The organism is Phycisphaerae bacterium (genome assembly GCA_028714855.1).
Taxonomy (GTDB): domain Bacteria; phylum Planctomycetota; class Phycisphaerae; order Sedimentisphaerales; family Anaerobacaceae; genus CAIYOL01.
In genome coordinates, this window is the sequence record JAQTLP010000007.1 from 106880 (window position 1) to 131729 (window position 24850).

The 24850-nt window shown below is 45.9% G+C and carries 19 protein-coding genes, 2 tRNA genes and 2 rRNA genes; 7 read left to right on the top strand and 16 right to left on the bottom strand.

The window, feature by feature from the left end; genetic code table 11:
• Positions 1 to 20: 20 nt before the first annotated feature.
• The 13 genes from PHG53_07235 to PHG53_07295 form a co-directional block, all read right to left on the bottom strand.
• Positions 21 to 746: an RsmE family RNA methyltransferase gene (locus PHG53_07235; protein MDD5381414.1), complete on the bottom strand. Its 726-nt coding sequence runs from the start codon at positions 744 to 746 to the stop codon at positions 21 to 23.
• A 737-nt stretch (positions 747 to 1483) separates the two neighbouring features.
• On the bottom strand, positions 1484 to 1948 hold the full coding sequence (locus tag PHG53_07240; protein ID MDD5381415.1) for a hypothetical protein: 465 nt from the start codon (positions 1946 to 1948) through the stop codon (positions 1484 to 1486).
• Positions 1949 to 1977: 29 nt separating this feature from the next.
• The gene (locus PHG53_07245) at positions 1978 to 2910 is read right to left on the bottom strand and encodes an RHS repeat-associated core domain-containing protein (protein MDD5381416.1); all 933 of its coding nucleotides are present in this window, start codon (positions 2908 to 2910) and stop codon (positions 1978 to 1980) included.
• A gap of 37 nt (positions 2911 to 2947) precedes the next feature.
• Positions 2948 to 4363, bottom strand: a complete 1416-nt coding sequence (locus tag PHG53_07250; GenBank protein MDD5381417.1) for a hypothetical protein — start codon at positions 4361 to 4363, stop codon at positions 2948 to 2950.
• Positions 4364 to 4379: 16 nt separating this feature from the next.
• On the bottom strand, positions 4380 to 5144 hold the full coding sequence (locus PHG53_07255; GenBank protein ID MDD5381418.1) for an RHS repeat-associated core domain-containing protein: 765 nt from the start codon (positions 5142 to 5144) through the stop codon (positions 4380 to 4382).
• Positions 5145 to 5405: 261 nt separating this feature from the next.
• Positions 5406 to 5783, bottom strand: a complete 378-nt coding sequence (locus tag PHG53_07260) for a hypothetical protein (GenBank protein MDD5381419.1) — start codon at positions 5781 to 5783, stop codon at positions 5406 to 5408.
• 21 nt (positions 5784 to 5804) lie between these two features.
• Positions 5805 to 7151 carry an RHS repeat-associated core domain-containing protein gene (locus tag PHG53_07265; GenBank protein MDD5381420.1) on the bottom strand — a complete coding sequence of 449 codons (1347 nt, stop codon included), beginning with the start codon at positions 7149 to 7151 and terminating at the stop codon, positions 5805 to 5807.
• Positions 7152 to 7383: 232 nt separating this feature from the next.
• Positions 7384 to 8055: a hypothetical protein gene (locus PHG53_07270; GenBank protein ID MDD5381421.1), complete on the bottom strand. Its 672-nt coding sequence runs from the start codon at positions 8053 to 8055 to the stop codon at positions 7384 to 7386.
• Positions 8056 to 8273: 218 nt separating this feature from the next.
• A complete protein-coding gene (locus tag PHG53_07275) occupies positions 8274 to 11507 on the bottom strand; it encodes an FN3 associated domain-containing protein (protein ID MDD5381422.1) in 3234 nt (1077 codons plus the stop codon).
• Positions 11508 to 11635: 128 nt separating this feature from the next.
• Positions 11636 to 11742, bottom strand: a 5S ribosomal RNA gene (gene rrf / locus PHG53_07280).
• Positions 11743 to 11847: 105 nt separating this feature from the next.
• Positions 11848 to 14845: ribosomal RNA gene (locus PHG53_07285) — 23S ribosomal RNA — on the bottom strand.
• A 190-nt stretch (positions 14846 to 15035) separates the two neighbouring features.
• Positions 15036 to 15108, bottom strand: a tRNA-Ala gene (locus PHG53_07290).
• Between the two features lie 42 nt (positions 15109 to 15150).
• A tRNA-Ile gene (locus PHG53_07295) sits at positions 15151 to 15224 on the bottom strand.
• Positions 15225 to 15862: 638 nt separating this feature from the next.
• Here PHG53_07295 and PHG53_07300 point away from each other — a divergent pair.
• Positions 15863 to 16618 (top strand): prepilin-type N-terminal cleavage/methylation domain-containing protein, encoded by a 756-nt coding sequence (locus PHG53_07300; GenBank protein MDD5381423.1) that lies wholly within the window; start codon positions 15863 to 15865, stop codon positions 16616 to 16618.
• Positions 16619 to 16684: 66 nt separating this feature from the next.
• Positions 16685 to 17266, top strand: coding sequence for a hypothetical protein (locus PHG53_07305; protein MDD5381424.1), 582 nt, complete (start codon positions 16685 to 16687; stop codon positions 17264 to 17266).
• Positions 17267 to 17284: 18 nt separating this feature from the next.
• Here the strand turns inward: PHG53_07305 and PHG53_07310 are convergent, their stop codons facing one another.
• From PHG53_07310 to PHG53_07320, 3 genes are read right to left on the bottom strand one after another with little or no spacing between them, the layout of a single operon-like run.
• A complete protein-coding gene (locus PHG53_07310) occupies positions 17285 to 18259 on the bottom strand; it encodes a bifunctional oligoribonuclease/PAP phosphatase NrnA (protein MDD5381425.1) in 975 nt (324 codons plus the stop codon).
• Positions 18260 to 18298: 39 nt separating this feature from the next.
• Positions 18299 to 19612: a CNNM domain-containing protein gene (locus PHG53_07315; protein MDD5381426.1), complete on the bottom strand. Its 1314-nt coding sequence runs from the start codon at positions 19610 to 19612 to the stop codon at positions 18299 to 18301.
• 44 nt (positions 19613 to 19656) lie between these two features.
• Positions 19657 to 20637, bottom strand: coding sequence for a bifunctional riboflavin kinase/FAD synthetase (locus PHG53_07320; GenBank protein ID MDD5381427.1), 981 nt, complete (start codon positions 20635 to 20637; stop codon positions 19657 to 19659).
• Between the two features lie 229 nt (positions 20638 to 20866).
• Between PHG53_07320 and PHG53_07325 the strand changes: the two genes are divergently transcribed.
• From PHG53_07325 to PHG53_07345, 5 genes are all read left to right on the top strand, one after another.
• Positions 20867 to 21583 (top strand): hypothetical protein, encoded by a 717-nt coding sequence (locus PHG53_07325; protein ID MDD5381428.1) that lies wholly within the window; start codon positions 20867 to 20869, stop codon positions 21581 to 21583.
• A 17-nt stretch (positions 21584 to 21600) separates the two neighbouring features.
• A complete protein-coding gene (locus PHG53_07330) occupies positions 21601 to 22023 on the top strand; it encodes a transcriptional repressor (GenBank protein ID MDD5381429.1) in 423 nt (140 codons plus the stop codon).
• Positions 22024 to 22189: 166 nt separating this feature from the next.
• Positions 22190 to 23110 (top strand): magnesium transporter CorA family protein, encoded by a 921-nt coding sequence (locus tag PHG53_07335; protein ID MDD5381430.1) that lies wholly within the window; start codon positions 22190 to 22192, stop codon positions 23108 to 23110.
• A gap of 22 nt (positions 23111 to 23132) precedes the next feature.
• A complete protein-coding gene (locus tag PHG53_07340; protein ID MDD5381431.1) occupies positions 23133 to 24095 on the top strand; it encodes a mannose-6-phosphate isomerase in 963 nt (320 codons plus the stop codon).
• Positions 24088 to 24846: a glycosyltransferase gene (locus PHG53_07345; GenBank protein ID MDD5381432.1), complete on the top strand. Its 759-nt coding sequence runs from the start codon at positions 24088 to 24090 to the stop codon at positions 24844 to 24846. Before PHG53_07340 ends, PHG53_07345 begins: the two co-directional genes overlap by 8 nt.
• Positions 24847 to 24850: the final 4 nt, after the last annotated feature.

Here is a 24850-nt window from a genome sequence, read left to right on the forward strand (position 1 = left end):
TATATAATCCGTTCTTTTATTCAGCTATCACGCTCGGCTGATAAGATTACTGCAAAGGCCAAAGCCGCTGTTTCAATGCGAAGGATTGTATTTGTAAGTTGAACGAATCTTGCTCCGAAATCCTCTAAAAGGGTTTTTTCACCTTCTGTTATTCCGCCTTCGGGGCCAACAAATGCTATTATGTCTTTTGTGTCGAGCCGCTTTGTGGTTAAGGCCGGTGAATTTGGCTCAAGGCTGCCAACCAAAATTTCCGCCTTGTTGTGCTGATTTTTCAGGGCTGAAAGAATCTTGTCCAGAGTCACAGGCATATCGATTTGCGGCAGGAAAATTCGCCGGCATTGCTTGGCTGCTGCTATCGCTATATTTCGCCATCGCTGAACAGCTTTAGGATTCTTCGGCTGTTTTATAGTCCGCTCGAAGATAACAGGGATGATACGGTCAATTCCAAGCTCTGTGCATTTTTCGAGCAGCCAGTCAAATCTTTCGCCTTTCGGGGGACTTACCGCTATCGCGATTTCGGGTTTGTCGGGCTTATCTATTTTTTTGAGGTCGATAATTTTTAATGACACAGATTTACTCGCTGCCTTTTCAATGGAAGCCGTCGCCAATATTCCTGCTCCATCGAAGAGCTCGACCTTGTCGCCTGTTTTCAATCTGCACACATTGAACAGATGATGTGCTTCGCCGCCGGTCAGCTCAACTGCCGGTTCTTTCAGAGACTCGCAGTAAAATCGATTCAAATGCATAATATGCTCACATAAGATAGTCTTAGAAGAGTCCCGATTCAAGGGTGCACCTTTTGAAATTGGGTTTGATTGGGTTTGTTTTTTCGAGTTCATAGTTCGTTGTTTTTGGTTGTTAGTTATTGTTAACACTAAAGTTATATTCATTTTGGGGGTTTTGGAAATTGGCTTTGTTTCGCATAATTAATATCATTTTGATTGATTTTTCAGCTATAAACAGAAAATCTCCGCTGCCGAAATTTCAGCCACAGAGAAAAAAGAGAAGTAAATTACAAACAGTATTAATTGGTTATTTGAAACCGCTCATTGGTTATTCCTTTCAAGATAGACTGATTCTCTACTGTTGGAGGAACATGCGCGATTGATGCGAAAATTGCTTTCGTCTCTCGTCGCTTGGCCCTCGTAACTCGATGTGGGAAAAGGAGTAAGAAAATTTTAGATTTTTTAGTTTTTGGTGTTCGGGTATATGCGCGTTTGATTGAAAAGATGATAGGGTGTAGGGTTTAGGGTGCAGGAGATAGGAAAAGATGGATTAACCACGAATGGACACGAATTAACACAAGGATGGAGTGTGCAGCGGTGCCGACTCGCCTCGCTTCGCTGGGACCTATTAGAGATTGAACATATAGGATTTGGCAAGTGCCGCCAAGGTCAAAAGTGTAACTGCTGTTATTTTCAGCCGGGGGGTATTCATAATTTTCATCAGCCTTTCCTGCTAAAAAAATTACTCTTTAATTTTTCTATTTGTTGCTCATTTTCGATTCTTTTTCTAATTCTTCAAAACTTTTTGTTTCTGTATACCACCACCAATTCCAGTAATGATACCTCCATCCAATAACAAGAAATGAATATTCTGAACCTATATGGCAAGCAGGCGCCTCAAGCTGATAAAGATGATTTTGGGTTTCTACGCAAAAGCAGGCAATTGAAACAAGAAATAACAATAACAGAAATAATGTAGCCTTACTCTTTTTTTTGTATATCATCAGAGAAACCATTATAGAAGCAAAAAACAATAAAATACTTGGAATGGCAGCAACCATTCTTCGCCAATTTATGTTCCCATCTTCCCATTTAAATTTAGGTATCCATATCTCAAAATGAAACCACGTTATTAGAGAAATAAGAAAATGCAAAACAAACAATAAAGAAATCAGCAACGTTAACTCTTGCAAAATTCTCTTTTTATTATAATTAAGGCTCATTTTGGACTCTCATAATAAGATTTAATTTATCACTCTTCCGTTAGTCTTCTTATATATTCTGCATTTAATTCTGTGATAACAGCTTCCATCCTTTTCAATTCTGCTTCGATCTGACGCTCCATCCATCCTGCAGGATCTTTGCTATATTCATAAGGTTTCGGGAATTCCATAAAGATATCTGGGTGGTTTTTCATCAGATTATCGAGATCTTCAAAATGTGAGATTATTTTTCTTTGCCCGTAAGGTAGCTTATGTCCCTCACCTACGACTCCACAACCAAATAAACCTACACCATATACTCCTTTGCTTTCGAGAGTTTCTTTCAACTGGGATAATGTTGTTATCCCGTGGTTACTCTTCTGTAGATCGCTTAGTACATCGTATGCAGTAGAACTTCTCGCTATTGACTTTTGAATATCAATATCCTGTATTCTCCCAAAAGATAGTCCCTGAATATCAAAATAATCCCAATAATGATGCAAAGCATAAAATGCGGCACCAACGGTTAATGCGCCGCCAGCAGCTATCCAAGGAAATTCTCCTTTTGGATCCAATTTATTAACCGGATTGTTCTGACAGTAAAGGTATTTATGCAACGTCATCGGTTCTTCAAATTTGCCGAAGACGGGGTCGCGGGAAGTAAATCTATAAAGATATGGGGCGTATTGTCGGGCACGGAGGTAATACTGGCCGGTGTCGCTGTCGTAGTATTGGCCGGTGAAGCGGAACGAAGCTACCATTCCTATAGCTGCATTGCTTTCCAGAGTCTCACCAAATGGACCATACGTCGAATAACCGTTTACGGCGCCAGTATCAATAAAAGCTTCGCGGACACTGCCGAGACGGTCAGACAGATAGAAATTTTTCATCGTATAACTGCCGTTGTGCTGCATAAGCGGCTGGCCGTTGGCCCGCCACACGGATGGCGGGTAAACGTGGATGTAGGTCTTGTTAATTTTCATCAGCCCTTCCCGATTAAACTACCCTTCTTTCTCACTTTCACTTATTCTCGTTTTCAAGTTTATTAGCATCCTCAATTGCTTTTCTTTTGATACTCTCAAGATATGCTGTTCTAACAGCCTCACGAACTTTTACTTCTAGTTCAGGCGAAGGTTTCGACACAAAACCTGACAAGAAGAATTTACCCTTTTCATATTCAACGTTTGCAAAAAAAACATCACCATTTTCAAAAACGATTTGACAGTTACCATGCCCGCCAAAACCAAAATTATAACATCCAACAAAAACGTTGAAATTGCCAGACATTCTTCCGATACTGTTATTTAACCTTTCAATCGCAATCTCTTCTGCATTATTCTTGTAGAATTCAGTCTGATTACGTACTGAATCAATAATCTGATAGACAAAAGTTTGCATTTGATCTTGTTTTTGTTGTTCTCTATATTTAACAAAGCCAAACACCGAACCAACAATAAAAACGAAAATAGCTGTCACGATTACAAACTTGCCAATATCGAGCAGCGATTGTCTAACAGGGTAATAGGAATAAACTTCGCCTGTTTTGCTCGCCGCACTGGTTTTCAGATTTTTGAGGACAACCCAGTTTCTAAAATAAACTTCTGCCATATAAACAACCGTGCATCCAAGAGCTATTACAGCCATCGCATAAATTGGTAAACGGCTCAGATGATAACCCGGATCCGTGACATACTGCGGCACATTCAAATTGATGGCAGATGGTAAAAAGAAGATTTCCGCGAATGTAAAGGCGACAAAATAGAGCACGTCACATTTCCACCATTTCAGCTTTAGGGCGTAAGCAGTATTGTAAATAATTATTGCTGGCAACAAACCCGTTAAGTAAATTATTCCTTTTGTGATAAATATTGGTTCTAACCGAAAGTTTATAAATCCTGAACCAGTTGCCGCGACAAAAACAACTACAACGGCCATAACGCACGATCTGACAACTCCAATCAAAATCGCTCGCGAGTGTTTAGAGATATTTCCTTGATTAAACTTCTCGAGTACTTCTTTGTGCCTTAGTTCTTTTATACTTCTGTGAGTTCTAAAGATGGTTTCTGCAAGGTAAACAGCAATGCCGATGAACGTAAGAATATACAGGAAAAAGACGATAAATCCGTCCTCTCCATCACCAGATGGATGTACATGCACTAAAATAAGACTGATGCAAAAAAACAATTCTAAGGAAAGAAAACCGATGAAATAAAGTATATCGCAGGTGAACTGCTTTAGCTTCAAGGCACAACCGAGATTATAGAGAAGCATCGCAGGAAGAAGAAACAGTATAGCTAAAAGGGCTGCTGGAACAACTTCAAGGTCTCCACCGGCAATCACAATACCTGTTGTAATCGCCACCAATACACCTATGGCACTAAGTCTGACAAAATTAATGGCCACAAGCATTAACTGATATGAATTTTTTTTAAGCATAACAACTCCCTATCAATTAATAGTCGAAATACCAATCATCAATTAAGTAATCTTGACCTAGACTAATGCCAGAAAAGCTACCACCTATTATATGCCGTCTTGCTTCACTAATTCCAGCAGATCGGAACATTGAATTAACCCAACTTGCACAATTCGGTCCATTCCGCAAATCAAAATCAATGGGCGCAGATTCCTCTTTATCTACATAAATAAAGGCCTGTAACACCAACTTGTATACAAACGAGGTATCATCTTCTTCCGACATGACCTCACGCCTATCAAAGTCCCAACTGCGTAAAGACCTAGATTCACCCCAATACTGACGAGAAGAATCAATATCATATCCTTTGTTAAATACAGCTTTCAGTCTATCATTTTGACTTTCAGCACCCATTGCAAATCCCTTCTCGCCTCCACCAATATTTTGTAGAATACCAACACCATCCTCACTCATCGCTTTAAATATCTGATCTAAAAATGTAAAATCACCTGGTTTATCTGGAGCAGCTAAGATAAAGTGATGATTCGCAAAAGGGGAAAAAGAGGTGTCTCTTGCTGCCCAATAAACCTTTCTTCCATCGAGGTCAACTCCATCAACAGGGTCATTCTGACAATAGAGATATTTATGCAGTGACATTGGCTCTTGGAATTTTCCGAAGGCTGGGTCGCTCGATATAAACCTGCTGATATATGGGTCGTATTGTCGGGCACGGAGGTAATACTGGCCGGTATCGCTGTCGTAATACTGGCCTGTGAAGCGGAACGAAGCCAGCAGCCACATCAGTCCATTTTCTTCGAGAGTTTCGCCAAACGGACTATACGTCGAATAACCGTTTACGGCGCCGGTATTAGTAAAAGCCCCGCGGACGCTGCCGAGCCGGTCGCACAGGTAGAATTCTTTCGCCGTGTAACTGCCGTTGTGCTGCATAAGCGGCCGGCCGTTGGCGTGGACATATGTCTTCTGGATGCTCATATTATCGTTCGGGTTTAATTCGAGTAAAACAGTCGGCAAATTGCCAGCAATGTCGATTTTCTATTATTTCTAAATTCCAAGCATATGTAAAAGCATAACAATACTCAAAACCAACAGAAACAAGATAAACCAAACAAGCAAACATGATTTGGCATATTTATCTGCTTTTGCTGATTTTTCCTTTAGAGCAGGATCATTAATGGATTTTATTGCTTTGCCATATTCAGCACTCTTTTTGAACGATTTACCATCAGGAATTTCCCATATGTCAAAATGATGATTTTTCATATATCTATTCATACGGAAACCGTTAACCATCATTATCAATATTGCCAAAGCAACAGAGACCCCAAATGAAATTATTCCAAAGTATATAAGAAAGGCAAATTTTGCTTCACCTGAAAACAAATTGTAGATAAATCCCAATATTGTAACAACCTTAACCATTTGATCTAATACTCCTATCTATTACCACTCGTTAACCCATGCACGTCCTCTATATATGTGACCTTCACCACCGACACCCCAAGTAGAAAGCCCCGGACCTCCAGAAAGGGTGTATAATTTAGTTCCATTGTCACTTACTGAATAACTAAAAGCGCCAGTTGCGAACCAAAAGGGAGAACCAACTGGTGCAGGAAAAGTAACTGAACCTCCATACTCTGTATACCATCCTTCAAGATCCGAAGCTTTCATTGCATTAGGTGAAAAACTAAAATCCGCCGTAAATGAAGCACCAGACATGCCAACAGATCCGCCAGCTGCTGCCCATCCTATATCTCCCCAGAACCAACCGCTGGTATTAAGCCACCCTGTTTCTTCAGTATTTTTACCAAAAAATATCCCCGCTCCTGCTGTTCCACCTACCCCTGCCATATCAATAGCTTGTGAACAATATGACAAAACACCTATGTAGTACCCCATAAGACCAAAGCCGCTGGTTAAAGAAGAGGCACCTCCGATTGTAAGATTACCACTGGCACTACCGCCTATTATAACTGCGAAATTACCATCTAAATCAATATAGTTAATAGGATTGTTTCCGCAGTATAGATACCTATGTAACATCAATGGGTTTTCAAACAGACCTTCCGCAGGGTCTCGGCTTGTGAACCTGCTGATATACGGGTCGTACTGGCGGGCGCGGAAATAATACTGGCCGATATCTCTGTCGTAATACTGGCCTGTGAAGCGGAACGAAGCCAGCAGCCACATCAGTCCATTTTCTTCGAGAGTTTCGCCAAACGGACTATACGTCGAATAACCGTTTACGGCGCCGGTATTAGTAAAAGCCCCGCGGACGCTGCCGAGCCGGTCGCACAGGTAGAATTCTTTCGCCGTGTAACTGCCGTTGTGCTGCATAAGCGGCCGGCCGTTGGCGTGGATATAGGTCCTAAAGATCGAACCGTTTACTGGATTGATTTCCATCAACATGGTCGGCAGGCCGCCCACGATATCAACGATATACTTGCGTTTCGTCGAACCGTCGGCCGTCTCTTTATATATGCGGTTGCCGAACGGGTCATATTTGAGAGCAAGTTTAACGTATTCGCCGTCTTTGAAGCGGCGGAGCTTGTTGTCCCAGTTGTATTCGAGGGTTTTGGCGGAGGCGTTATTAAGCATATTGCCGTTTTCATCGTAGTCGAGGCCTGAACCGCCTGCTGTTATCATCTGGTTGCCTGAATAGGTAAAATCAGTCTGATTCGCCTGTATCATCCTGCTAATCATATCGCCGTTTTTATAATAAGAGTAGTTCGCAACCCAATTGCCGCCATTTATATTGGATATATTGGCATCTGTCAACTGTGAACGCATATCGTAGGCGATCTGGATTCCTGCTTCCTCCTTTGGGATGGCTTACGCCATTAGGGATAAATTATGCAGGAATGACAAAAAATTGCCAAAAGTGAGGGGACGACCACCAACGTGAAGTTGGGGGCTTTCGGATTAAGCAGACAAGTGCCGGCGATGGCTAAATGAAAAAGAAAAGGCCGAGTCGTTAAACGAATCGGCCTTTATAAATTCAGGTTGATTTATGCCCTTATTTTTACTTTGTGCGTTTTCTTAACAACGCGATTCCGCCGAGAGCAAGGAAGGCAATTGACATCGGCTCCGGAACACCTGTAAACTGGATATTGTCCTGCCAATAGTCGCCGCTTAAATCGTTCTCGTCGAAGTCGTTTATTCGAAATTGGACGGATGGCTGATTGTTTATGGCTGTCAGCGATGACAAATCATAACTAAACTGGTGCCAAGCATCGTCCCTGGTAATCGCGTAGTTATCCACAATATTGGTCCACTCGCCATCGTCAACCTGATAATCCAAATCAAAGCTTACAGGTCCTGTCTTGTCGCCGGAGTTGTCCGACATATAATCCCAGCGGATTGACATATCCTGCCAGCCAGTGGTGTTGATTGTAATAATGATGTAAGCATCGTTGTCACCGCTTTTCGATACGTCGCCCCAATGAAGGGCCTGCCCAGCAATGTGATAATTACCTGCGGCGTCAGTAAACTCAACGCCATTTCCGCCGTTGTCGTCGTAATCGGCATTGCCAGCGTCTAAAGTAGGTACTCCTGAGACATATTCATACTGCGGAACGAGCGTGTAATAGTCTGAGCTAGGACCAAAATCCCAGACGGCCATAAGGTTTGCGTTGGCTGCACTAGCCAGAACCAATAAAAAAACCACGCCCAATAGAAAAATTAATCTTTTCATCTCTACTTCTCCTTCTTCTGTGGCTAAAGATGCCCTATTTAGATGTCTACAAACCCCTCCCTTACAAATTCCATCATACCAAAATTATTTTATAAAAGTCAAGGGAAATAGGCAAAGCGATAATATTTTCCCTGATTTTTACCTTTTTTAAGGGTTTTTCAGCTTTTAACGGCCGGATTCAAATCGGCAATTTCCGGCTTATAAATGTCAGTTTTCGCTTAATTGTCTACTTCGTAGTCAGCCTCGCTAAGCGCGCTCCATTTTTGTGTGCTGCCTATGTAAGCGCGGGCTTTTAGAGTGGTGTTTGTATTGATATTAAAACCACCCATGTATTCAATCGCACTGGGCGAGATAGTCGGGTCGGTGGAACTGCCGCTAGTAGCGGCTTCCAACTCGGCGCAAATAAGAAAATCTGTACTAGTTACAGAATTATTCAGGCCGTGAATGGCCAGGATGTTGCTGCCGGGATGCAGCAGATTTATGTAGTCCGAAATGCCATAAGAATACCATGCGGATGTTGCCTCGGGCGACGACGACGTGCTATTAGAGTTCCACGCCGGAGTGCCGGTGAAATAGACTCGTTTTACCTCTACACCATTAATATATGCAACGTAGCCATCGTCTTGTCGCATACGCAGCGTAAGCGAGGAGATTTGACTGATATCGCAGGGGTCTATATTGAACGGGATGCGGATATAACAGGTCGCGTTGATGTTATACATAGCCGTTTCGACGTCGATACCAATGAAGGGGTCGTAGCTTGATTCTCTCTCGTATCCGACGCCGCTGGTGCCGCTTGTCCAGTTCGCATCGTCGTATGGCTCACTGCCGCCCTGCCAGGTTGTGCCGATATCGCCGGTCGGAACCCGTGCTTTTTTGGCTGCGCCGTCTGAAACCAGTAAGATTGTATCCGGCGGAATAACTTCGCCCGGAACCCTTGGGTCGCTGCCGTCTAATGTGTAATAAATGGTAGCTGTGCTACACGAGTCTGTAATGGTTAATGTGTCGCTGGTTAAGACATTACCGCCATGCTGCTGAGAGCCATTGACATAGAAAACAGGGGCATCGAGGGCCGGATAAAGGTCCTTGCTTCGCAGAAGATTGATTAGGGCGTAAGAGTTATTGGAATTGTGAATGTCAGGGATATAGTAATTGATTATGCAGTCGCGCTCTTTAATCCAAGAATCTTCCCGCGTGAAGTAATAGTTTGGCCAGGGGCCATGCGGAGGCGCCGGGTAGAAAATATTGTTCGGATCATTCGGGTCACTTGGTATGTCAATAGCGCTTCCATACGGAGTTTTCATCCGGGTGTCACCCCAGCGTGCTGATTCGGCGACTATAGCTTTATCTATCATATTGGCAACTTCGAGGTAGCGGCTTTGAGAGTTGGCGATATTAAGCGCTCCACCGTTAAAGCAATGTTTCTGGAAGCGGTCGGCGAAGAGAAGCCGGAATTCCGCGCTGGTGCGCATTTTCTGGAAAAGCGCGCCGACCCCGCTGCTGTCATCGATGCGCTGGGCGGCACGTCCGTGGTAATCGAGCGCTATCTCCTGGTCCCAGACGAAGAATCGCAACTTGCCGTCGCCGCTGACGGCATTTGCGGCGGCAAAGCCGTTGTGGCTGGGCCAATCTTCGGCGTCTGCATAGAAATGCAAAAGCATATAGTCTGCGAAGTTTTCGATGTCGATGTAATTCAGGGCCTGGGTGTAACCTACTAGTGTAGATACGTCGGTAGCCATTATCGCGTTCCAGCGGGCATCAGGGGTGTAGAAATCTTTATTGACTGTCCAGTCTTCAGCTTCGCCTCCGAGGTGTTCAGCGAAGAAATCGTCCCCCACAAGTTCGGTGAGGTTGAAGACGCCGAAGTAAAGCCCATTGACGTAGAGGTTCACGTAGTTTCCGTAACTGGAGGGCTGACCCATATCGCGCAGGCTTTCCTTCATCCAGACATCACGGGTGTATTGAGAATCGTTCGGACGGTAACGTGTATTACCCCAAGAGACAAGGCCCCATGAATCGGTAAAGCAGGCGCGAAGAAGCAGCTGGTTGAATACCTCCACAGGAGAATCCGGAAAGAGCGGGTAATTAAGCTTTGCCGGGCCGTATTGGCTGGTGAAAGTGAGCCGAAGGTTATGTTTCTGCATGCGATAGGGGCGCCGGCTGGACCCGCCGTGATTTTCAATTTTGCAGTCGTACTGGAATCCTTCGCCGTGTAGCGGGATATATTCTATCGAGCATTTGTATTCCGTGGTGCTTTGTGGATTGGCCCAAAGGCCGATGGCGTCACTGATGAATTCGTCTGGATTCATCGAGATGGAAAAGGCAGGGATATCGAGCAGAGCATCGCGGATAGAATATCCCGGCAGCGTGCTGGTGACGACCCGCGGGTCCATCTCGTAGTCGGACGGCGTAATATCGCCGCACTCCGAGCAGTAGCCCCAGTCGCTCGGCCAGCCGGGCGGATTGGTCGGCTGCTCGGCGACGTCGTCGATGAAGATGTAGGTGTGGGTTGTTCTGCTGGGCTTGTCTCCTGCCTTATATGCTATGGCACGCAGGCACCTGGTAGTTGTAATAGGGATTCCCACGCCTGGGGTGTAAACCGTCCCAATTGTTTCACTTGGTTCTGTTCCATCCAACGTGTAGCGTATCGCAGCTCCATTAGTATCACAGGTCAGTAACAAGTTAAAGGCGCTTTCGTAGAAACCCCGCTCATGATTGACCTCGATTTCATGAACAAAACCGTAGTATGTTCCGTTATTGTCCGCCAGCGGAGTTGGAACAGCAAAAAACTGTAAGTTATCACTGGCATCTGGATAACGGCCATAGGAAATATTGGGAACTTGTTCGCCGAAGATAATGCCGTCAACCATAGTATCAGCATCGAGAAATAGCCCGATTTCTTCACCGTCTGCGCTCAGCTTGAAACTGGTGTGCAGCGGCCCCTCGCTAGTCTCATCATCGGCCCAGAAAAGGACAAAACCATCGGCGGGAACAGTTGTTTGCGACGGGTAGCCATAAGGGACCTGCCACTTCGTCGGGTTACCGAAGTTATCCGTCAGATACATCCCGGCAAGGTTTATTGGCGTATCGCCGAAATTGTAGATTTCGAACCAGTCATCCCAATCACCCAATGGGTCATGGATGCCGCTGTCGCTGTTGTTAGAAGCCATAAATTCGTTGATGACCAGAGGTATGCCGCGGTTAAGCCATTGATTTGACAGAACCGAGAAATCGACGAGATTAATTTTGCCATTACTGTCTAGGTCGGCACAGCCGGGCTGCTGACAATCTTCTTCTATATCTATATCATTAAGCCACTGGTCTGTGAAAATTCGAATATCCTCCCAATCGACCTTGCAGTCGTTGTTGAGGTCGTCTGGAGGGCATAATTTGGCAATGACAGAACTAGCCAAAAATACAGCGATTAGCAGAGAAAAAAGCGAAATTCTCATGATTTTAGGTCCTTTATAGACCTCACCCTTACCCACTTTATCCATTTTAACGTATTTCGGCAGTAAAATCAATAGGTAATTATGCGCAAAGGAAAAGGCCGATGTCTTTAGGACACCGGCCTTTATAATCCTGGCGATACCTACTCTCGCCCCAGAGGACTACCATCGGCCGCACGGGCTTAGCTTCTGAGTTCGGAATGGGATCAGGCGTTTCCCCGTACGTATGGTCACCAGGAAGTTTGTTACATCGGGGCAAGTTTGCCCTGATGATGTATTCACTTATAAACAAGTAATATGCAGATGCGAATATGAGCGTTAACCAAATCAACCAAAGATAGATATGGTCAAGTAATCGAGCGTTAGTACCGGTTAGCTGAAGCGATTTCTCGCCTTACACACCCGGCCTATCAACCTGATAGTCTATCAGGGCTCTTCAGCAGTCCGAAGACTGCAAGGAATCATAATCTTGGAATGGGCTTCCCGCTTAGATGCTTTCAGCGGTTATCCTTTCCTGACTTAGCTACCCGGCGGTGCCCCTAGCGGGACAACCGGTACACCATCGGTCAGTGCTTCCCAATCCTCTCGTACTAGGGAAACATTTCCTCAAGATTCCTACGCCCACGGCAGATAGGGACCGACCTGGCTCACGCCGGTCTGAACCCAGCTCGCGTACCGCTTTAATTGGCGAACAGCCAAACCCTTGGGACCGCCTACAGCCCCAGGATGCGATGGGCCGACATCGAGGTGCCAAACCTCCCCGCCGCTATGGACGCTCGGGGGAGATAAGCCTGTTATCCCCAGAGTACCTTTTATCTGTTGAGCGATGACCCTTCCACATGGATTCACCGGATCATTAGGTCCTGCTTTCGCATCTGCTCGACTAATGAGTCTCGCAGTTAAGCACACTTATACCCTTATGCTCTTTGCGTGATTGCCAACCACGCTGAGTGTACCTTTGAGCTCCTCCGTTACTCTTTTGGAGGAGACCGCCCCAGTCAAACTGCCCACCAAGCACTGTTCCACGCCCGGATTCACGGGCCGTGGTTAGGTGACTAACATAGCAAGGGTGGTATTTCAACGTTGGCTCCGCCCCGACCGAAATCGGGGCCTCAAAGCCTCCCACCTATCCTACGCAAGATATGTCAGGCATCAATACTAGGCTACAGTAAAGGTTCACGGGGTCTTTCCGTCTTGCCGCGGGAATGCGGTATCTTCACCGCAAATACAATTTCACCGAGTCCGTCCTTGAGACAGTGCTCCAGTCGTTACGCGGTTCATGCACGTCGGAACTTACCCGACAAGGAACTTCGCTACCTTAGGACCGTCATAGTTACGGCCGCCGTTTACCGGGGCTTCGGTCGTCAGCTTCTCAGGATTACTCCCAATGACCGACTTCCTTGACCTTCCGGCACCGAGCACGCGTCATTCTGTATACATCCTCTTTACGAGTTGGCACAGAACTGTGTTTTTGATAAACAGTCGCCAGAGCCACTTCACTGCGCCCTCAGCATGTGCAAGATCGAAATCAAGCACATCTGGAGGGACCCCTTATCGCTAACTTACGGGGTCAAATTGCCTAGTTCCTTAAGAACGGTTTTCTCGAGCGCCTTAGGATATTCTCCTCGCCTACCTGTGTCAGTTTTAGTACGGATACGCATCGTCGTCCTGTTTGAGGTTTTTCTCGACAGCAGCTTTAGTTGCTCGGGCATCATAAATTGGCCCTTGCCGTCCTTCAGAGTCTTGTGCCGGCGGATTTGCCTGCCGACGACTCCTCCGGCAGAATAGCCACAACTAATCGGCTTCCAACCTCTGCTGCTGCGTTACCCCCACAGTTATAACCTTCGATACATAGTGCAGGAATATTAACCTGCTGTCCATCGTCTACGCCTTTCAGCCTCGACTAAGGGGCCGACTAACCCTGGGCGGATATACCTTCCCCAGGAAACCTTAGGCTTTCGGCGAACAGGATTCTCACCTGTTTTATCGTTACTCATACCGGCATAATCACTTGCTGCCGCTCCACCGCTCGTTACCGTACGGCTTCGCTGCTGGCAGCAACGCTCTCCTACCGCTTGCAGACAGGCGAACCTGTCCACAAACCCGCGGCTTCGGTGTTTTGCTTATTCCCGTTCATTATCGGCGCCGAACTGCTCGACCAGTAAGCTATTACGCACTTTTTAAATGGTGGCTGCTTCTAAGCCAACATCCTGGCTGTCACGGCAATTCAACTTCCTTATGAACTCAGCAAAACTTTGGGACCTTAGCCGGCGGTCTGGGTTGTTTCCCTTTTGACTACGAAGGTTATCCCCCGCAGTCTGACTCCTGAGATAATCTTTACGGTATTCGGAGTTTGGTTGGGGCTGGTAAGCTGGTGGCTCCCTAGTCCCCATTCAGTAGCTCTACCCCCGTAAAGTAGTAGCTCAAGGCTAGCCCAAAAGCTATTTCGAAGAGAACGAGATATCCCCAAGTTTGATTAGACTTTTACTCCTCCCCACAGCTCATCCCATAACTTTTCAACGTTAATGAGTTCGGTCCTCCTCCGCCTTTTACGGCGGATTCAACCTGGCCATGGGTAGATCACTTGGATTCGCGTCTACCGCCTGCGACTTAATCGCCCTGTTAAGACTCGCTTTCGCTACGGCTTCATCCCTTAAAGATTTAACCTTGCCACAAACGGTAACTCGCCGGTTCATTATGCAAAAGGCACGCGGTCACCCATTACCAGTCCGAAGACTGGTCATAGGGCTTCCACAGCTTGTAGGTGTATGGTTTCAGGTACTTTTAACTCCCCTAATAGGGGTACTTTTCATCGTTCAGTCGCCTTACTATCCACTATCGGTTGTCGAGTAGTACTTAGCCTTGGAGGGTGGGCCCCCCAGCTTCACACGGAGTTCCACGAGCTCCGTGCTACTCTGGTACACCGGCAGTAACGCAGGGCTCTCGCTTTCACATACAGGACTATCACCTTCTATGGTCGGACTTTCCAGACCGTTCTGCTTACGATGCCTTTGTAACTGCTTACCGGTGCCCACAACCCCAGAGAGCAAGCCCTCTGGTTTGGGCTCATCCGCTTTCGCTCGCCGCTACTGACGGAGTCTCGGTTGATTTCTTTTCCTACAGGTACTGAGATGTGTCAGTTCCCTGCGTTAGCTTCCTACGGCCTATGCATTCAGCCGCAGATGACAGAAGACGGTTGCCCGCTTCTGACAGGTTGCCCCATTCGGAAACCCCGGGATTAACGGTTGCTAGACACCTGCCCCGGGCTTATCGCAGTCAGCCACGTCCTTCTTCGCCTCTCGACACCTAGACATCCCCCATACACCCTTAGTAACTTGACCATATCAATCTTTGATTGTATTGGTCTGTGTTCCCTAAGTTATCGCTCATAATTGTAAAGTTTTTCGTCGGAAAATACGAAAAACATTCACGCATCTGCATATTCACTTGTAAAAGAACAACAATGTCCTTCAACGCATCCCGATAAATCGGGGTTTGCTCAGGACATTTAATTCGCCTTCGCGAATTAAATGGAGACGACCGGGGTCGAACCGGCAACCTCCGGCTTGCAAAGCCGGCGCTCTCCCAGTTGAGCTACGTCCCCCGGAACCCAACAAATTTGAAACATGAAATCTCAAACTAAAAGTGGGCCCGGGAAGAGTCGAACTTCCGACCTTGCGCTTATCAGGCGCACGCTCTAACCAACTGAGCTACGAGCCCAAACTCTTTTCGGTCGGCTGTTTGAAGCAACTGCCTTCAAGACGCAAGCCGTAAACCAATATCGACAAATTGAGTCGAGGTCGGATAGTTTACATATTCAGTTAAAAAAGAGCAACAAAAAAGGCCGCTCAAAACTGTCAGCGGCCTGTGCATGCACAAGTATCCGTTTATTAACAGTTCAAAGCCAGAAAACACTAGTTATTAAGATCTTCTTTAAAATCCTAACAAACCCTTTCTGATTGGGTTGTTAATCACCCCAATCTCACCCACTACTCATATGTGATTCTATTATGGTATCAACCCCCCGTCAAGAATTTTTTATTATTTTTAAAAAATTTTCACTACCCGCTTTTTTACTACTGTTATCGCAGGGATATTGTTCAAAATCGGCCTAAAAATCAGATTTTAGCGATTTTCTCCCTAAGTCAGAGCAAATTCAGCATAATCGGCGTCTCAAATTAGAGGAGAAGGATCTTTACGCCGGCAACGGTGAGGGGAATCACTGCTGTTTCAATGGAACGGATAGTTGCGAATAAGGAACAACTTTTAATGTTTGCAGGCCGGTTTCGACTGTTATACAATATCTTTTAATATTTACTGATAGGTCTTATTCTTTGAATTAAAACAAAGAAAGGCACATGTCTAAGCGGCAGGAAACAACGGGTCATAAAATTAAACTGAGAGGATTTACTCTCGTCGAACTGCTTGTGGTCATGTCCATCATATCCATGTTAATGTCTATTCTTCTTCCGTCGTTAAGCAGAGCCATGGAAGCAGGCAAACGTACGGACTGCCTTTCACACTTGAGGCAGCTGACGCTGGCCTGGTATTTGTATTCTATGGATAACAACGATAATCTTTGTTCACCAGATACGTACTGGAATGATTCGGGGGGTAATTACTGGGTTGCTGATGGGTTGGATATACCAAGTAATGATACAGGCAATACCGAACAAGCTATCGCAGAAGGAGCGATGTGGTGTTATACCGAGGAGACTTTAGGCCTGTACAAGTGCAAAAGCGACCGGTCTAATTTTTTGCGGAGTTATTCCCTCTGCAGAGGTGGGAACTTGGCTGGTATTTCGGGACCTTCATCAAAGATGATTTTTGTTGGTGCAAGCAGCAGTTGGAGATGGATACATGGCAGCTACTTTCCTATAAAAAAGCAATATGCTGGAGTGCGGCAATGGTGGTCCTGGGATGACCCTTACCATCGACAGCAGATAACTGCAAGGCACCGTGGCGGTTGCAATGCGTCTTTCGCAGACGGTCACTGCGAGTGGTGGAAGTGGAAGGACCAGCGGACAGTCAAATTTGCAAATCGGGAAATATCAGCAGAAGAAGCTTCGGTTAATAACCCTGATATTGAACGTTTGCTTGAAGCGCTCAAGTAAATCTTGTTTGAGAATTATTTCTGTTTAAAGTGGATGTATCTCAGCGCAGAAAGGATGTTTAGATAAATGTTTTTTACACTTCCTGATTGGTTGCGATACGAAATTCAAGAGCGATGGGGGCAATTAGACCTAAGGAAATGGATTAACAAAAATCCAATGATAATCGTCAGCATCACTCTCGCTTCTGTGCTTATACTATTGGTGATTATAGGGTTGTCAATGCCTGAAAAGACCGTAACAACAGTCAAGGAGTATGAAGAAGAGTGGTTCTATGACCCAAATACCGGCAAACTTTTCGTCGCAGAAAGCGATGATGTTTCACCCATTGAGGCCACTTCGGGCACGTTGCCCAGCCAAAAGCGAGCGCCTGTCAAAGCTTACGTATTCAGTTACGCCGACGAGCCGAACGAAACAAACCGTTTTATTGGCTTTTTAGAAATGCCTAACCCTGCGGTAAAAAAAGAGGGACTTGAGCCTGGCGGTTCAGGAGCAAGTGGTGCTAAGCGGTGGGGAAAGGGAAGACTTATTCGCAGGGTTGATGATGAGCAGTGGGTGCCAGCTGACAGCAACGAAGGACAAGCTATTTTGAAAGAGCTTGCCCTCCCGAATAAAAGCGGAAAGATTGCTCATTATTGTCAAATCGAATGAGGATTTTTTGCTATCAGGTTACTTGAATTGTTCCGCAGCAGCATCAAAAATGAGCTTTTTGGCGTTTTCAATCGGTCCCGGCAGATGAGCGCCCGCAGCCATTTTGTGTCCGCCGCCCCCGAATTTCGCGGCGATTTTGCAGACATCGACGGCCCCCCTGCTCCGCAGCGAAACTTTCACCTGCCCGTCAGCTTGTTCCACAAACAAAGCCGCTGCCTCGACGCTGCTTATCCGCCGGCATTCATCAATCAGATTTTCCGTATCGCTTAATTTCGCGCCCGTTCGTTTGAAATCAGCCTGTGATAAATGCTGCATTACGAAACGCTCGTCAAGGTGCAGTTCGAGCGTATTGAACATCGCCACCATCAGCCTGAATCGCTGCGGTGAAGAGTGTTGATACAAATTGCGATATATCCGTGAAGGATTTGCACCGGCATCAATCAGCTCAGCACAAACCTTCATCGCCCTGCTGTCGGTATTATCGAACTGAAACCAGCCCGTATCAGTGGAGACCGACACGAAGAGCGCTTCTGCTATTTTTTTCGTAATTGGCCAGCCGGCGTATTTCAACAAATCAAAGACGATTAGTGCCGCAGCCGCAGCGCTGCTGTCAATCAGTTTGACGGCGCCGAGGCCGTCGTTAGTTACGTGGTGGTCTATCGCCAAAATCAGCTTATCTGATTGTTTTAGATATTTGTCTAATCCGGGCAGCTGGTTATGAGCGGCAGTATCGACGATAATGGTTAAATCGGAATCCATTTTTGTTTCTTTGCTGAACGTTTCCGGCTTCTGCTCAAATAAAAAATCGTACCACGCCGGCAATTCCGAGAGTAGCAATATTTTTACGTTCTTGCCGAGAGCGGTTAACGTTTCAGCAATCGTTGCAATACACCCGCACCCGTCGCCGTCCGGCCGAGTATGCGTCGTCAGCAAAACCCGCTTTGATTTATTAATTAATTCAACCGCCTTTTGAAAATCCGAATTATCAATCATAATCATTTTCCGCCGCTAACCAATTATTAATTAACCAGCTCAATGTCCGATGACGGTCACCATAGCTTCCGATACCTTCTTTCTGCGGAATTTACGCGGTACCACTTTGAGGCCATCGCTTTCTATAACTTCGCCACCCTTAAGGGGTCCTACCTGCTGCACACACCATTCAGCAACAGTTGGGACCTTGCCGTCGCCGAATTTACCCGACCAGTCAAGCCCTACCATGAAAGTCACTACACCCATCGAGACGCCGCCCCCTACAACCCAGCAGGACGAGCCGCAGGGATGAATATGCGTGGGTAAACGGTCAAACTCATCTTCAATCTCGCCAACGAGTTCCTCGATAATATCTTCCAATGTTACCATTCCAACTATGGTTCCGTCACCGGATATAACAATTACTATATGATTTTTCTCCCGTATCATCTCTTCCAGAAGCCGGGATAAAGGCATATCTTCATTGACCTTTTTTATAGGCCTTGATATTCCTCTGATGGTAGGATCGGATGGATTTACCCTCATCGCCGATACAACATCCTTGAAGTTGACGTAACCCTCGATACTTTGGGGGTCATCTTTCTTCGTACAAACGGGAAATCTTGTGTGCATATCGAGATGTGCTTTGACAAGTGCCTCCGGCAGGCTGCTGCCGATATAAATCGTCGATATATCCTGCGCCGGCATCATAATATCTCGTACCAGATGAGTAGATAGATGTGCGGCGGCTAAAACTATCTTTTCTTCCCGCTCGCCCATAAGTTGTGAGGTCCTGGCCAGCGAAACTGCGGCCCTTAACTCGTGCAGCCAGTGTCTCTGGCTGCTTGGTTCTATACCGCCCCACCGGGTAAGCAGACCTACCACTTTTTTCACTATAATTTCGACTACCAAAACAACAGGGTAAGCGATTTGTGAAAGGACTTTCATAACGGGCGAAAGTCTCAGCACTACCCATTCTTTATTGTTTAAAGCCATCATTTTCGGCACAAGCTCTCCGAAGATTATAATAACAAACGTCAGAGGTATCATCAGTACTACTATTGCCAGTATTCTAGAAACGGTTACGGAGATGTTTAAGCTGTACTGAAGGTAAGGCACAAAAGTTTCCTGCACGCCGGCTCCGCCGGTCGCAGCGGCAGCAACGCCTGCCATTGTGATACCGAGCTGGATGGTAGCTAAGCTTGCCTCCATTTTGTCCTTCATAAAGGCGGCTTCGGCTGCGCCTTTTTTCTTTTCACTTAATAAAAAGGTAATCCTGGCGCGGGATATAGAGGCAAGCCCCATCTCGTAGGCTGCGAAAATAGCATTGAAAACCAGCATCAGTACTATAACTACTAACTCATAACCGAACATCGTATATCCCCTATTGCATAGAGGTTCATAATTGTCAAGACAGCTTACACCACCACATTACATAAAATTTGCTGTGCTTTTTGGCAGTCCCTGCCAATTTGCTCGGCAAGCTCTTTTCCCGTCTCAAATTTCTGCTGGCTGCGGATTCGTTCGATAAAGTCCATTGTCATATATCGGCCGGTATACTGCCCAGCATTATCTGTCAGCAGGTGTGCTTCTATAAGTAAGGATTGACCTGCCCCATAGGTAGTTGCTCTGCCGATACTGAAAGCTGCGGGAATTTTTTCCTTTGTTGAGCAGACCTGAGCTTCGCTGTCTCCGATTTCTACCAGGCCCGCATATACGCCTTCATCTGGGATAATCTGCTGCGGCTTTTTCAAATTCAGCGTTGGAAAGCCCAGTTCTTTGCCTTTGCCTCGGCCGGGCACGATATTGCCGATAAGTCGATATGGTCTGCTTAACAAAATTGCTGCGTCCGCTACTTTGCCTTTTGTTACCATATCACGAATCACCGTGCTTGAGACCTCAACTGTTTGGCCGCTTGCCAGCTTAGCCTTTTTAGCATCGACTATAATCACCTCGATGCCCTTTGCTTTTGTGAGTTTTTGCAGCGTATGCACGGAGCCTGCCCGCTTATGGCCGAAGTTGAAATCCTCACCCTCAACGATAGCGCTCGGCCGAATTCCTTTCATAATAAACCGCTCTACGAAGTCCTCCGCCGCAAGTTCCAGAAGCTCCGGCTCACTTTTTGCCACAAACAGCGTTCCTACGCCTAACTCGGCAAGAAGATGTTCTTTCAACGCCGGCGGCATAAGGGCGCCGTGTACCTTTTTGGGATTCAAGACACTGAGCGGATGCGGCTGAAATGTCATTACAACTAATTCTGTTTGTTTTTGCGCTGCGATGCGTTTGGCGGCAGATAGAATCGCCTGATGACCGGTATGCACGCCATCGAAATTACCAATGGTCAGCACTGCCCCAGCTCTGGTTTTCTCAAGCTCAGATTCTGTTTTTATAATTTGCATTTAACTTGTGTCTGTTTTATCCAGTCTGCAAAACAGAGTTTCTGACAAAACAAAATATCAATTTACCTGTTTGTGCCCGATTCTGCAACGGCTTTTTAATCCGATGGGCAGCTATTTACATTTTTCACTTAAAAAATTAAAATTCACTTGCAACTTAGTTGCATTTGGAAATAATAGCCGGCAGCGAAAATTTCACAGGAAGATATTGAGAATTTGAGGTGCCGCGAAAATGTCTATATCAGGCAGATTGAAACAAGTTTTTGTTGAGCTAAAAGCCCACTCGCCATTTACCCTGTTCGGCGCGTTTACGGGTATAGCATTAATGCTCCTGTTCAGGAACATCGGCCATCAGGCAAGTTATCGACTGTTTTATATATTCCACCCGGCGCACGTTGTATTAAGCGCGATGGTAACGGCATCACTGTTCCGGCTGCACGAAAAGACGAAAAATTTTCTTATCGTGCTGATTGTCGGTTATGTCGGTTCGATAGGCATTGCTACTTTGAGTGATTCGATACTTCCGTTTTTTGGAGAAGATATACTTGGCGTGGCGGTTCCGACAGAGGCGGCTGTTCATTCGCATGAACACCATGGTGGAGCAGGGGAGGAACATGGCCATGAGCTGCACCTCGGATTTATCGAGGAGTGGTACCTCGTGAATCCTGCAGCACTGCTGGGAGTAGTGATTGCATATTTTCTGCCGAGGACAAAACTGCCACACGCCTTTCATATATTGATAAGTACATGGGCATCTGCGGCACATATTATGATGAACACGTACCAGCCTGTGACTGCAGTGCTGGCTCTTGGTATTTTTATTGTTCTTTTTGTGGCCGTGTGGTTGCCCTGCTGTTTTAGCGATATAGTTTTTCCAATGCTGCTCGTTAAAACTGACGGCCAGCAATGTGTTCTTTGCGGCGGCGGGCATCATAACCACGGGCATTAGTGTCGAAGGGAAGTAAAATGAGGTCGCAGACAAAAGAGAGCGTCGACAATTTATTAGGCTCGGCGAAATTAAGGCGAACTGACCAGAGAAGAATAATTCTGAATATTTTATTGAATACTAAACACCCCCAAACAGCTGATGAAATTATGGCGGCGATGAGCAGGAAAAGTGCGAACAAAGTAACCGTGTATCGAACATTGGAAAGTATGGTCGGAGCGGGATTGGTGCATAAGGCATTTATTCGTAAAAGAGCGGAGCATTTCGAACTCGCTGACAGATGTACCGATACACAATGCCATCCGCACTTTACCTGCACAAACTGCGGTGCAACAAACTGTATGGTCGGAGTATCTATCCCGCTCGTTAAACACATAGAAGAGGGTTTCGTTATCCATCGTCAGCAGGTGCATCTTGAAGGTCTTTGCCCGCAGTGCGCTTGAAACTCCGAAAGTATTTTTAATACCAATGTGCCCTGCCCTGCTGGTGCACGCAGCAGAAAAAAATAACATAGAAATCTATCACCACACTTGACTTGTTTACTTTAGATAGATAGAGTCAAACAAAAATACCGAAGCTTTCATAGCAATTGGCTTTCGAGGTCAGAAGATGTTAAAACGAATGTATATATCCGACAATGGCAAGCTGCAGGACGATGACAAGGCAGAGCCGCTGGTATACGTTTATACAGCCCCGACGGACGAAGAGAAAAAACAGCTTATCGAGCAGTATAAAATTGACGAACATACGCTGAATTCCTCCTTGGACCCCGACGAGCTCTCACGCCTTGAGTTCGAACCGGAACACGTTGCTATGATTTTCAAGCGGCCGAGACATTATGCCGCAGAAGACAATTTCCTATTCAAGGTGGCTTCCACCGGCGTCTTTATGTTCAAGGATAAACTCATAATTGTGACTGTTGATGAGGCACAACTGTTTGAGGGCAGGTCTTTTTTGAGGGTACAGTCCATCCAGGACGTTGTCCTCAAAATGATTAACCGTTCAATACTTCACTTCCTTGAACACCTGAAGGCGATAAACACGCTTGCCGGCTCCATTGAGCAGTTGATAAGCACTTCAATGGAGAACAAGTATCTGCTAAATCTTTTTACACTTGAAAAAAGTCTGGTCTATTATTTCAACGCAACGAATTCAAATGGTGTCCTTATAGAAAGACTTAAGAATAGCACCGGCAAGATAGGTTTTAGTCCGGAAAACGTCGAGATTCTTGATGACCTTGCTATTGAGAACAACCAATGCCGCGAGCAGGCCAACATATATTCACAGGTGCTGGCAAGTCTGATGGACGCCAGGGCATCTATTGTCGCCAACAACTTGAACATCCGAATCAAAATGCTGACGCTGTTAACCCTTGCAATTATGCTGCCGACATTTGTGGTAAGTTACTTTTCAATGAATGTCAAGATACCGCTTGAGGCCAGTAATCCTGCGTCTTTCTGGATTATTACTGCCTTGGCGCTCTTATCAACCCTTGCTTTCGTACTTTTTTGGTGGAGGCGGCGATTGTAAATAACGAAGGAAAGATTTTAGTGTGGATTTGTATCCGTTAAAATTTCAACCGATTTACAAAAAGCGAATATGGGGCGGACAGAAGCTGCGGGAAGTATTCGACAAGGATATTCCGCCTTTTGAGAGAATCGGCGAGAGCTGGGAACTGGCCGATTTACCGGATGATAAATCCGTAATCGCCAACGGCGAACTGGTCGGCCAAACTCTTAACTCCGCAATCAAAAAATATCCGAAAGAAATAACGGGTGACATAAATTTTGAAGGCCCTTTTCCGCTGCTGATTAAATTCATCGATGCCGAGGACATCTTGAGCGTGCAGGTCCACCCCGATTCTAAAACCTGCCGGCGAATGGGCGAAGGAACCCCCAAAACTGAGTGCTGGTATATCATATCCGCTGTGCCGGGCGCCGTGATTTATAAAGGGCTCAAAGAAGGTGTAACAAAAGAGGAATTTTCCGAAGCGATAAAAAAGGGCAGCGTTGCTGAATTGTTGGTAAAGGTGCCTGTTGAGACCGGCCAGTGTCATTTCCTTCCGGCCGGTACAGCCCACAGCATCGGGGCAGGTCTCCTGATAGCCGAGATTCAAACGCCGTCAGATACGACGTATCGCGTTTTTGACTGGAACAGAGTCGACGAAACGGGCAAAGCCAGACCATTGCACATCGCCGAAGCGTTGGAAAGCATTAACTTTGACGCTGCTGGTGTTAATCTTCCTGTAACAACGGTGGGTCGATTGGTTGATTGCGAATATTTCAAAATAGATAAAGGACATCAGGCCAAAGGCTGCGAGACGCTTCTTTCGCCCGGCAGAATGAAAACGCTGATTATTTTAGCCGGCTTTGGAGCGATTCTGGGAGCCGATGGAAGTTTAGTCGAATTCAAGGCAGGCGATTGTCTGCTTGTGCCTGCTGCTTATGAAGGAGCGATGCGATTCGCCGACGATACTCAATACTTGATAGTAATCTCACAGGAAAAAAATGAATAGTTCCAAAACAGCCGGTGACGGCCTTCGGTTTTCTAATATACGCCTGGGAATTGTTTGCCCGATGGCCAATGAACGACCTACCGCTGTAGAATTCGTAAACGCGGTATTGGGACAGTGCAAAGGTTTCAAATCTGTGATGTTTTTCGTCGTCTTTGATAATGCCTGCAAAGATGGCACTGTAGATTTACTCAAAGAGCTGCAGAATAAATTACCCCAACTTAAAGTAATCTGGGCCCCTGAAGATAGGTGTGTTGTGGATGCTTATGTCAGAGGATACAGAGAAGCCTTGAATGCTGATTGCGATTGGATATTGGAGATTGATGCGAGCTTTAGCCACCATCCTTCGCAAATCCCACAATTTTTTGATAAAATGGCCGAGGGCTTCGACTGTGTTTTCGGCAGCCGTTTTTGTAAAGGCGGAAAATTTACAGAGGCCCCGTTAAGCCGTTATTTTATAAGTTATGCAGGCAGTGCCATGACGAATCTTTTGCTCGGCACCAAACTCAAAGATATGACCAGCGGCTTCGAGATGTTCACCAACGCTGCCTTGCGAAAAGTCTTGGAAAAGGGAATTAGCTCCCGCGGGCACTTTTTCCAGACTGAAATCAAAACATATTGCCGAAATATGCGTATAGTCGAGGTACCGATACATTATCGCGCACCCAGCCAAAACGTAAATTTTGCGGTTATTATTGATGCTTTTAGCAATTTATTTCGATTATTTAGAAGACGTCTCACAGGTAATTTGTAATTAT

What these genes read in the sequence shown, in the direction of transcription:
- PHG53_07235 (MDD5381414.1), bottom strand. Translation starts at nt 746, where the DNA reads ATGCATTTGAATCGATTTTACTGCGAGTCTCTGAAAGAACCGGCAGTT.
- PHG53_07240 (MDD5381415.1), bottom strand. Translation starts at nt 1,948, where the DNA reads ATGAGCCTTAATTATAATAAAAAGAGAATTTTGCAAGAGTTAACGTTG.
- PHG53_07245 (MDD5381416.1), bottom strand. Translation starts at nt 2,910, where the DNA reads ATGAAAATTAACAAGACCTACATCCACGTTTACCCGCCATCCGTGTGG.
- PHG53_07250 (MDD5381417.1), bottom strand. Translation starts at nt 4,363, where the DNA reads ATGCTTAAAAAAAATTCATATCAGTTAATGCTTGTGGCCATTAATTTT.
- PHG53_07255 (MDD5381418.1), bottom strand. Translation starts at nt 5,144, where the DNA reads ATGTGGCTGCTGGCTTCGTTCCGCTTCACAGGCCAGTATTACGACAGC.
- PHG53_07260 (MDD5381419.1), bottom strand. Translation starts at nt 5,783, where the DNA reads ATGGTTAAGGTTGTTACAATATTGGGATTTATCTACAATTTGTTTTCA.
- PHG53_07265 (MDD5381420.1), bottom strand. Translation starts at nt 7,151, where the DNA reads ATGCGTTCACAGTTGACAGATGCCAATATATCCAATATAAATGGCGGC.
- PHG53_07270 (MDD5381421.1), bottom strand. Translation starts at nt 8,055, where the DNA reads ATGAAAAGATTAATTTTTCTATTGGGCGTGGTTTTTTTATTGGTTCTG.
- PHG53_07275 (MDD5381422.1), bottom strand. Translation starts at nt 11,507, where the DNA reads ATGAGAATTTCGCTTTTTTCTCTGCTAATCGCTGTATTTTTGGCTAGT.
- PHG53_07300 (MDD5381423.1), top strand. Translation starts at nt 15,863, where the DNA reads ATGTCTAAGCGGCAGGAAACAACGGGTCATAAAATTAAACTGAGAGGA.
- PHG53_07305 (MDD5381424.1), top strand. Translation starts at nt 16,685, where the DNA reads ATGTTTTTTACACTTCCTGATTGGTTGCGATACGAAATTCAAGAGCGA.
- PHG53_07310 (MDD5381425.1), bottom strand. Translation starts at nt 18,259, where the DNA reads ATGATTGATAATTCGGATTTTCAAAAGGCGGTTGAATTAATTAATAAA.
- PHG53_07315 (MDD5381426.1), bottom strand. Translation starts at nt 19,612, where the DNA reads ATGTTCGGTTATGAGTTAGTAGTTATAGTACTGATGCTGGTTTTCAAT.
- PHG53_07320 (MDD5381427.1), bottom strand. Translation starts at nt 20,637, where the DNA reads ATGCAAATTATAAAAACAGAATCTGAGCTTGAGAAAACCAGAGCTGGG.
- PHG53_07325 (MDD5381428.1), top strand. Translation starts at nt 20,867, where the DNA reads ATGTCTATATCAGGCAGATTGAAACAAGTTTTTGTTGAGCTAAAAGCC.
- PHG53_07330 (MDD5381429.1), top strand. Translation starts at nt 21,601, where the DNA reads ATGAGGTCGCAGACAAAAGAGAGCGTCGACAATTTATTAGGCTCGGCG.
- PHG53_07335 (MDD5381430.1), top strand. Translation starts at nt 22,190, where the DNA reads ATGTTAAAACGAATGTATATATCCGACAATGGCAAGCTGCAGGACGAT.
- PHG53_07345 (MDD5381432.1), top strand. Translation starts at nt 24,088, where the DNA reads ATGAATAGTTCCAAAACAGCCGGTGACGGCCTTCGGTTTTCTAATATA.